This is a genomic window from Alcanivorax xiamenensis (genome assembly GCF_009846745.1).
Taxonomy (GTDB): Bacteria; Pseudomonadota; Gammaproteobacteria; order Pseudomonadales; family Alcanivoracaceae; genus Alloalcanivorax; species Alloalcanivorax xiamenensis.
On record NZ_AQPF01000045.1, the window covers coordinates 22,435 to 31,951 of the forward strand.

Genomic DNA, 9,517 nt, shown 5'->3' on the forward strand with positions numbered 1-9,517 from the left:
AGGGGGCCCATTCAGCAGGCTTCCCACTGCCGGTTCAAGCGCTTGGCCGACACCGGCATACGGGTGCCCAAAGTCTGGGCGAACAGGCTCACCCGGTATTCTTCCAGCATCCAGCGGAACAGCGCCAGCGGTTCAGGCAAGCGCCACCGCGGCGTTTCCCCGGCCCGACGGCTGTACTTTTCCCAGAACGCCTCCAGTTCCGCCACCTGCGCCCGGTCACGCCCCAACTGCCCGCCCATCTTGTCAAGGCGTTGCTCGATGGCGCTCAGATATCGAGGGTACTCCGACAACCACTCGCCGGGCACGGACAACAGAAAATCCGTTTCGAACAACGTCGCGAGCTGCGTTTTCAAATCCCGATGGGCATGGGCCCAGGCCAGCGGAAACCCCTTTTCCAATCGAGTCATGATGCCGCGATAGCAGGCGAACACCTCGCCCCAGTGGCGAACAGCCCGTTCCGCCGCCGGTACGAAATCGCCACGGCCAGCATCCAGACGCTGGCGAAACGCACTCTGATCCCGCACTGGCTCGGCATGGAAGCGGAAGTGGTCCGCGGCGGTCCGCAACATCACCTGCTCCAGCGCCTGCCGCGCCATCGCACTCTTTTCGCTTTTCAGCTTTTGCCAGCCAACCGCCGTGCCGGCCTGCCGTTTCAGCGATTTGAGTTGATCCGGCAGCCGCAGCAGCACCAGACGGGCGCAACCATAACCATGGTGCCAGGCGGCCTCATCAGCGTCATCGAAATGCTCAAGCCGAACCCGGTCCTCCAGATCCCTCAGCCCCGGGTAGCGGCGCAGGACAATACCGCCGCGTTGCTGTTCATGACATGCCGGCACCGCGCCGAAATCCCATTCCCGGCTTTCCTGAGCAGGCGGCTCTTCCATCGCTTCGCCGGGTGCCGGCGTCCGGCCCCGCAGGCGTTGGCGCAGATCCGTCAGATCGCGGCCTTCCACCACCGCGTCATCGCGGTCCATCACACGCAAATTCATGCGCAGGTAATCCGGCAACTGATCCTCGCGCCATTCCTCCTGCTCCACCCTCACGCCGGCCATGCGTTGCAATTCCCGGGTCATCGCCGGCAGCAACGGCTGATCCGGTGTCAACGCTTCCATCAGCGCATTGACGTAATCCGGCACTGGCACGAAATGCCGGCGGCGCGACTTGGGCAGGCCACGCAACAGCGCCTCCAGTTTTTCCCGCAACAATCCCGGTACCAGCCAGGCCAACCGTTCTTCCGGAATCTGGTTCAATACCGCCAGCGGCACCACCAAGGTCACGCCATCGCGCTGCCCGGTGGGGTCGAAACTGTATTCCAACGGCAGGCGCATGGCGTCCACCGTCAGTTCATCGGGGAAAGCGTCACGCTGCCATTGCGGTGTGCGTGAGAGCAGCACGTCGTCGTCCATGATCAGAGCCTGACGTTCCGCTTCCGAAGCGTGCTTGCGGTACCAGGTCTCCAGGTGAGTGAGGGTATACAGCGATGCCGGCAACCGCTGGTCATAGAACTCGAAGCGGGTCTGCTCGTCGGCGAGAATGTCACGCCGGCGCAGCTTGTGCTCCATCTCCTCCAGCGTTTCCAACCGTTCCCGGTTGGCCTTGACGAAGGCCGGTTCACGACTGAGCTGCCCCGCCACCAGCCCTTCACGGATCATCAGTTCCCGCGCCAGCTCCGGCTCCATCGGGCCGTAATGCACCCGCCGTCCGGACGCCAGGATCAAGCCAAACAGATTGACCTGCTCCCGCGCCATCACACAGCCGCGCCGTTTCGACCAGTGCGGCTCATAATACTGACGTTTCACCAGATGGGCGGCTTCCGCCTCGATCCAGCCCGGTTCCACCCTGGCCACGCAACGGGCGAACAAGCGGCTGGTTTCCACCTGCTCCGCCGCCATCAGCCAGCGCGCTCCGTTCTTCTTGCCAGCGGATTTACTCAGCGCCGACCCCGGCCAGATCAGCGGTTTGCGATTGCGGGTGGAGAGCCACTCGCCCTCCTCGCCTCGCATCATCACGTTGCCCAGCAAGCCGCTGAGCAGCGAGCGGTGGATAGCCTCATGCTCGGCCGGGCTGTCGTTGAGCACCCAGCCTTCCTGCTTCGCCAGCAGCAGCAATTGACGGTGCGTGTCCCGCCATTCGCGCATCCGTGACGGCGCCAGAAAAGTCTTTTTGAGCAGTTTCTCGAACTGGCCGCGACTGAGTTCCTCTCGCTGCTGTTCCGCCCATTGCCAGAGGTTCCAGAACCAGAGGAAATCCGATTCCTTGTCCTGGAACGGCTGGTGAGCCTGATCTGCCTGTTGTTGTTTTTCGCGTGGACGCTCGCGCGGATCCTGCACCGCCAGCGCGGCGACGATCGGCAGCACCTCGCGCAGCGCCTTTTTCTCCGCTGCCGCTACCAGCATGCGCGCCAGCGTCGGGTCCAGCGGGAAACGGGCCAGCTGCTTGCCCAGAGAGGTGGGCCGGCGCTCGCTATCCAGCGCACCCAATTCTTCCAGCAGGCGATAACCGTCGCGGATGAAGCGGCCGTCCGGCGGCTCCATGAACGGGAAGTCCTCCACCCGGCCCAGCCCCAGATCCGCCATCCGCAGGATCACCGCCGCCAGGTTGGTACGCTGGATTTCCGGGTCGGTGAACGCCGGGCGATTGATGAAATCGTCCTCGCTGTACAAACGGTAGGCAATCCCCGGCATGATGCGGCCGCTGCGGCCGGAGCGCTGGTCGGCGCTGGCCTGGGATACCGGTTCCACCGGCAGACGCTGAACCTTGGAGTGAACGCTGTAGCGGCTGATACGGGCGGTGCCGGCGTCAATCACGTAGCGGATGCCCGGTACCGTCAGCGAGGTTTCCGCCACATTGGTGCTCAGCACGATCCGGCGGCCACGGTGCGGAGAAAATACCCGTTGCTGCTCGGCGGCGCTGAGCCGGGCGTACAACGGCAATAACTCGGTATCACGGAAATCGCAGCGTTTGAGATGATGGTGTACATCGCGGATTTCCCGTTCACCGCTGAGGAACACCAGCACGTCACGGGCCACCGGGCGGCCGTCACGGCGCTCCTCGCTATCGATCCGCCGTAGCACCTCCTCCACCTGCCAGCCCAGTTCCCGCTCTCCTTCCGGCGGGCAGTATCGAATATCCACGGGATAGGTGCGGCCGGACACCTCGAACACCGGCGCGCCGTTAAAATGATCAGCGAAACGGCGATGGTCGATGGTGGCCGAGGTGATGATCACCTTCAGATCCGGGCGGCGCGGCAACAATTGTTTGAGGTAGCCGAGCAAGAAATCGATATTGAGGCTGCGCTCATGGGCCTCGTCGATGATCAGGGTGTCATATTGGCGCAACTGGCGGTCATGCTGGATCTCGCTGAGCAACATGCCGTCGGTCATCAGTTTGATCAGACTGTCCGCGCCAACCTGTTCGGCGAACCGGACCTTGTAGCCGACCAGTCCGCCTACCCGGGTATCGAGCTCCTCGGCCAAACGCGCGGCCACGGAGCGGGCCGCCAGGCGGCGGGGCTGGGTATGGCCGATGTAGCCGTCCACCCCCCGTCCCAGTTGCAGACAGATTTTCGGCAATTGGGTGGTTTTGCCGGAACCGGTTTCGCCGGCCACCACCACCACCTGATGATCGCGAATCGCCTCGGCCAGTTCCTCACGGTGATGCACCACCGGCAGGTCCGGCCAGCGTAGTTCGGACACCAACGAGGCGCGCCGTTGACGATCCGCCACCGAAGCCTCGATCGCCAACGCCACCTTGGTCCGCACCGCTTCATTGGGACGGCGGCGCAAGCCTTCCAGGCGCTTGCGCAAGCGGCCGCGATCGGCGCCGCGCGCTTCATCAAGACGACGCTGTAAATCCTTCAGGGAAAGGTCAGTCATAACTCACGAATTCGGAGAGAGATCGCGGTCCTTTTCGGTATGAAAAGGACCGCCGGTGTCTCACGGTCGAGGGCCCATTCGCTTGCAAGGCAAGCTCCCACAGCGGCCTTGTAGCTAGCTCTGAATAGGTCAATGGCCTACGGAGCGTGATTTCTTTTCACTGTTCACTATTAACCCTTCACTGCTGTCCCAGCAGCCACGCCCTGCCCTTGTCGGTGAGCCCGCCCTGGGCCAGGGTCAGGTAAGCGGTGGAGGCTTCCGAGGGAGCCAGGGTGACACGAAAACGCAGCAGCTCGTCGCGGCGGAATACGTGAACCTCCACGACCTCGCCTTCCTGGTAGCCCTGCAAACGACTGTCCAGTCCGGCAGCGTCGGTTTTGATGCCGTCCACGGCAATGATCACGTCGCCGGCGGAAAGCCCGGCGGCCATCGCCGCGCCCTGTTCATACACCACCTGCACCCGCGCGCCGAGCGGATCGGTGCTGGCGCGCAGGCCAAGATGCACGGGCACCGGGCCTTTGGCCGGCTTGCCGCCGTTGTCGCCATGACCACTGGCGGGGCGCCAATGCAACACCACCCCGCGCGCGGCCAGCAGCGGGGCCAACGGCAGATCCTCGGTGCTGTACAGCGCCAGCTGGAAGAACTCATCCAGGCTTTCACCCAACAGTTCCTCGGCCAGGGCCTGAATGCCCCGCTCCGGCACGCCGCCGCTGTCCTCGCCGTAGCGTTGCCACAGCAGCCGCATCAAATCATCCAGCGTCACCTGCTCATCGCTACGCTCGCGCAGGGTGAGATCCAGCGCCAGAGCCACCAACGAGCCCTTGGCGTAATAACTGACGATGGCGTTGGGCGCGTTCTCGTCCTGCTTATAGAAGCGTGTCCACGCATCGAAACTGGACTCGGTCACGGTCTGCTTGAGCCGCCCTTGTCCGCGCTGTACCCGGGTCAGGGTCTGGCCGACCAGTTCCAGATAGCTGTCCGGCGAAATCAGCCCGGTGCGCGCCAGAGCCAAATCATCGTAGTAGCTGGTGATGCCCTCGAACGCCCACAGCAGTTCGGTATGAACCTCCTGGCTCAGATCAAAAGGCGTGAACGCCTCCGGTTTGATCCGCTTGATGTTCCAGGTGTGGAAGTATTCGTGGCTGCACAATCCCAGGTAGCTGCGATAACCGTCGCGCACCTGGCGGGGTCCGTCGGTGGGCAGCGGCAAATCACCACGGGGACTCATCAGACTGGTGGAGTTGCGGTGTTCAAGACCACCATACCCATCGGTCACCAGGGTCATGAACAGATACCGGTCCACCGGCGCCGGTTCACCGAACAGCCTGATATGATGCTCGCAGATCGGCTTCAGGTCCCGGCACAGACGCTCCAGATCAACGCGGAAACGGCCGGTGAGCACCACATCATGGGGCACGCCGCGGGCCTCGAAGCGGGCGTGCTCAAAGTGCCCCATCTCCACCGGATAGTCGATCAGCGCGTCGTAGTTGTCCGCCTTGAAGACACCGAAGTCCAGTTCCGCGCCGGACAGCCGCGGCATGCCCGTGGCCAGGCGCCAGGTGGCGAACTCCGCTCCCGCCGGCGCCTGGATGGTCACTTCGCAGGGTTGATCCTCGTGCCCCATGGCCGCCAGGAACACGCAAGGACCGTTGAAGTAGCCATGGGTGGTGTCCAGATGGGCGCCGCGCACCGACAGATCCCAGGCGTAGACCCGGTAGGTCACGGTCACCGGACCGTCCACCGGCGGCAATTGCCAGGTCTGCTTGTCGATCTTGGCCACCGCCAACGGCCGGTCTCCGGCCCGGGCGTCCAGCGACACCAGGTGCCGGGCGAAATCGCGGATCATGTAACTGCCGGGAATCCACGATGGCATGGTCAGGGCCTGGCCTTCCGGCGTCGGCCGGTCCACGGTCAGGGTGATTTCAAAAATATGGGCCTGCGGATGGACCGGACAAATCTGATAGCGAATCAAGGTTGCTCCCGAATAGCGAAACAAGGACGGCGGGAAAACCCCATGATACAGCCCCGTCTTGACGAAACCAAAGGGATGCCGCATGTTCGTGCCACTCACAAAGGGGGTCGCCATGTCCAAACAGCAGCTGTCCATCACCGCCGCCGATAACCACGTTATCGGGGTGCATCACTGGCCGGCGCAGGACGCCGTCGGCACACTGGTCTGGCTGCACGGCATGGCGGAACACGGTGGCCGCTACGGCGCTCTGGGGGAGACCCTGAATGAGCATGGCTGGAATTTGTATTGCCCGGATCATCGTGGTCACGGCACCAGTATCGACGACGACGCCCCCCAGGGACACTTCGCCGACGAGGACGGCTGGGACAAGGTCATCGACGATGTCCTGCAGGTAATGGCGCAGGTGAAGCCGGAGCGGGGACCGCTGGTGCTGGGGGGCCACAGCATGGGCTCATTCCTGGCCCTGGCCGCCGCCGAACAGGCCCCGGAGCAACTGGGAGGCCTGGTGTTGTGCGGCAGTGACAGCCATTCCCCGTGGTTTTACCGTGCCATGACGCTATTGATGGGCTGGCAGCGCCGCCGCCATGGCGTTCGTGGCCACAGTCCCCTGGTGCACAAGATGACCTTCCAGACCTGGGCCGCCAGCATCGCCGACGCCCGCACCGAGTTCGACTGGCTCAGCTCCGACCAGGATCAGGTGGACGCCTACATCGCCGATCCCGCCTGTGGCTTTGAGTGCACCACCAGCACCTGGCTGGCACTGATCTCGGCGCTGGCGCAAATCCAATCCGGCGAGCAACTGGCGCGCCTGCCCTCTCTGCTACCAATACTACTGCTGGGCGGCCGTCAGGACCCGATGAGCAACAAGGGCAAAGGCATGGACCGCCTGGAACACATCCTGAAACGCCGCCATCAGCACCTGGAACGGCTCGACTGCCCCACCGGCCGCCACGAGATCCTCAACGACTACTGCGCCCCGGAAGTGCGGCAGACTCTGCTGCAGTGGCTGGCCAACCTGTAATAGTGAACAGTGAACAGTGAATAGTTAATAGCTCGCGGCATACGCCGATGCGATCTGAAATCAAAGAGACCGCGTTCAAACCATGGGAATGGCGTCTTTGCTCTTAAAGAAGCAAGTCCATGGTCGCGATGCAAAATTGCTGGTACGCAAATGATATTTGCGGATACGCATTTCTATCTTTTCGCTATTAACTATTAACCGTTCACTATTCACTGCTTTTCTGTTGCGCTCAAATACCCCAGGTAGCGGGCGCGGATGTCGCGTACGTATTGCACGGTTTCCTGCCCCCTCACATAGCCGTAGCGGGCCTGACGGGCATAGCGCGGGTGGGACAGCAGCGCCATGGCCTCCTCCACATTGCCAAACCAGCGGTCAGGATCCTTGCCAAGTCGTTGCGCCAGCCGGCGCGCGTCTTCCACATGGCCGTACCCGGCGTTGTAGGCAGCCAGTCCGAAATAGGTTTTTTCCGCCAGATCCAGATGGGCCGGGAAACGGCCCTCCAGCCAGTTCAGATAAGCGACACCGGCGCCAATGCCTTGAACCGGATCGGCCAGATTTTCGTAACCCAGTTGACGCGCGGTCAACGGCATCACCTGCATCAATCCTTCGGCGCCGGAAAACGAACGGACTTCCGGATCAAAATGGCTTTCCTGGTACATCTGGGCGGTGACCATTAACCAGTCGAAACCGTGCTTGAGTGCTTGTTCGCGCACCAGATCGTCATAGGCCGAGATCGGTTTTCCCGGTTCCACTCTTTCAGCGGTGAGGGAAGACGGCGTGGGTTGTCCCTGGAAGTACCGCTCAAAGGTGGTGCGATAGAACCGGCCCTCGCGCACGCGTTTAATATAGTCATTCAGCTGATGGCGCAGTTGCGGTTGGCGTTCCCGCAAACCCCAGGCAATCCGCCGGGGTTGGCGCAGGGTCCAGAGCACGTTCAGGTCATCCCGGTAGCCCTTCTCCATGGACACCAGGTGACTGTCGGCGATGGTCAGGTCCAGCTCCCCTTTCGCCACCCGGTCCATCAGAATTTCCGAAGAAACATTCTGGCGTACTTCAATTTCCACCCCGATACCGTCGTTCTGCAACGCACGCAGGGTCTCCAAGAAAGCGCTGCCGGCGGCCACCGTCACGGTTCGCCCGGCTAGCTCCGACAGATCCTTGAAAGGCGGCGCCGAGGCCGGCCCGATAATTTGTTCATGTACTTCCAGGTAGGGTTGGGAGTAATGCCACCCTTTGCCGCGCCGCGCCGGCGTGACCGTCATGGAAGCGGCGATCACATCCCCTTCTCCGTTTTCCAAGGCAGCCAGCATTTGCTCCGGGCCGTCGCGCACCACCATGCTCAGCCGCAGATCATAACGCTGGGCAAAATCACGAATCAGATCGTAGTCGAACCCCATCAACTCACCGCGCCACATGAAGTAACTGGCCGGGTTGTTGGAGGTGATCACCCGCAACACCCCGCTGTTAAGGATAGCAGGCCAGTCACGCTGTTCCGGTTCCTGCTCGGACGCTTTGATACGATGGGCGACAATGTAGCGGTTCACCGCTTCACGCAGGTCCGGGTTGCCTTTGCGCACCGCCCAGGCAATCGCCCTTCGCGGCTGTACCACCGGTCCGGAACGCAGCTCGGGGTAGTCGATGGACAAGGCGTTGAACAAAGGCTCGTCCATGATCACCGCGTCGTACTGTCCCCGCGTTATGCCTCGCAGCAGCTCATCTTCGGACAGCGCTCCGCTGACCCGGTCCACTTCAATATTGTCATGGCGGCGGGCCAGATTCTGAGCGGTTTCCAGATAAGCAGTACCGCGTGGCGCGGCAATAATGAGCGGCCCCAGGTCCGCCACCGACATACCCACCCGATCCGCTGGCAGCACCAGCACTTCCCGCACCACGGCCAGAGGCGTGCAGAACGACAACCGCTCACGGCGCCGGTCGGTACGGCTGTAATGGGTGACAATGAGATCCGCCTGCCCGGCGTTGAGCATCACCGACAATTCGGCGTAATCATCCGCGTACACCCAGCGCGGCTTAAGCCCCAATGATTCAGCCAGGGCTTCCGCTTCAAGGCGGTATTCGCTGGTGGGCACCCCCTCCCAGACAAACTCCTCCTCGGCATCGAAACGCGGCGCCAGCAGCCGCAACACACCGTGCTCTTGAATGTCCGCCAGATCGCCGGTTTCGGTGTAATTGCGGAAGGGCCCCTCCACCGAATCAGAACAAGCCGTCAGCCCCAACAAACAAAGCCACAGCCAAAACCACACGCGCCCTGCTCGGTGCATCCCGCTCTCCCACCACTGTTGCCGTAACCCAAAAACATCAGGCCATTGTTAGGTGAGCCAGTATCGCCGATACCAGGATCCGGATCACATCATGAGCGGGAATTCAGCGGGCATTTTACTTTTTTTTCGGAAAAGCGGCGTCCCTCCCAACAGGCAGAACCACGAAGCCGCTGTGGGAGCGTGTCGGCAAGCGAATCCCTCACACCAGAGACCGCATTCGCCAGCAAGCTGGTCTCCCACGGATCGTGCCACGAAGCCGCTGTGGGAAGCTTGCTGGCAAGCGAATATCCCAACACCAGAGAGCCGGAATTCTCCAGCAAACTGGTCTCCCACGGATCTGCCACGAAACCGCTGTGGGAAGCTTGCTGGC

At 62.3% G+C, this 9,517-nt stretch carries 5 protein-coding genes; 1 reads left to right on the forward strand and 4 read right to left on the reverse strand.

Annotated elements, in window-relative coordinates; genetic code table 11:
* Positions 1-11: 11 nt before the first annotated feature.
* Together hrpA and A6D6_RS18190 are read right to left on the reverse strand one after the other, a co-directional pair.
* A complete protein-coding gene (gene hrpA, locus A6D6_RS18185) occupies positions 12-3,875 on the reverse strand; it encodes an ATP-dependent RNA helicase HrpA (protein ID WP_159661493.1) in 3,864 nt (1,287 codons plus the stop codon).
* A gap of 178 nt (positions 3,876-4,053) precedes the next feature.
* Positions 4,054-5,847: a M61 family metallopeptidase gene (locus tag A6D6_RS18190; RefSeq protein ID WP_201303841.1), complete on the reverse strand. Its 1,794-nt coding sequence runs from the start codon at positions 5,845-5,847 to the stop codon at positions 4,054-4,056.
* A 112-nt stretch (positions 5,848-5,959) separates the two neighbouring features.
* On the opposite strand from A6D6_RS18190, the gene A6D6_RS18195 reads away from it, so the two are divergent.
* A complete protein-coding gene (locus A6D6_RS18195) occupies positions 5,960-6,868 on the forward strand; it encodes an alpha/beta fold hydrolase (protein WP_159661495.1) in 909 nt (302 codons plus the stop codon).
* A 209-nt stretch (positions 6,869-7,077) separates the two neighbouring features.
* Here the strand turns inward: A6D6_RS18195 and A6D6_RS18200 are convergent, their stop codons facing one another.
* Positions 7,078-9,129 carry a transporter substrate-binding domain-containing protein gene (locus A6D6_RS18200; RefSeq protein ID WP_236564159.1) on the reverse strand — a complete coding sequence of 684 codons (2,052 nt, stop codon included), beginning with the start codon at positions 9,127-9,129 and terminating at the stop codon, positions 7,078-7,080.
* A gap of 107 nt (positions 9,130-9,236) precedes the next feature.
* The coding region (locus A6D6_RS21950; RefSeq protein WP_236564160.1) for a hypothetical protein at positions 9,237-9,517 on the reverse strand (281 nt) is incomplete at its 5' end.

Bases quoted from the DNA above. Each gene is read 5' to 3' on its own strand.
- hrpA (WP_159661493.1), bottom strand. From the start codon at position 3,875: ATGACTGACCTTTCCCTGAAGGATTTACAGCGTCGTCTTGATGAAGCG.
- A6D6_RS18195 (WP_159661495.1), top strand. From the start codon at position 5,960: ATGTCCAAACAGCAGCTGTCCATCACCGCCGCCGATAACCACGTTATC.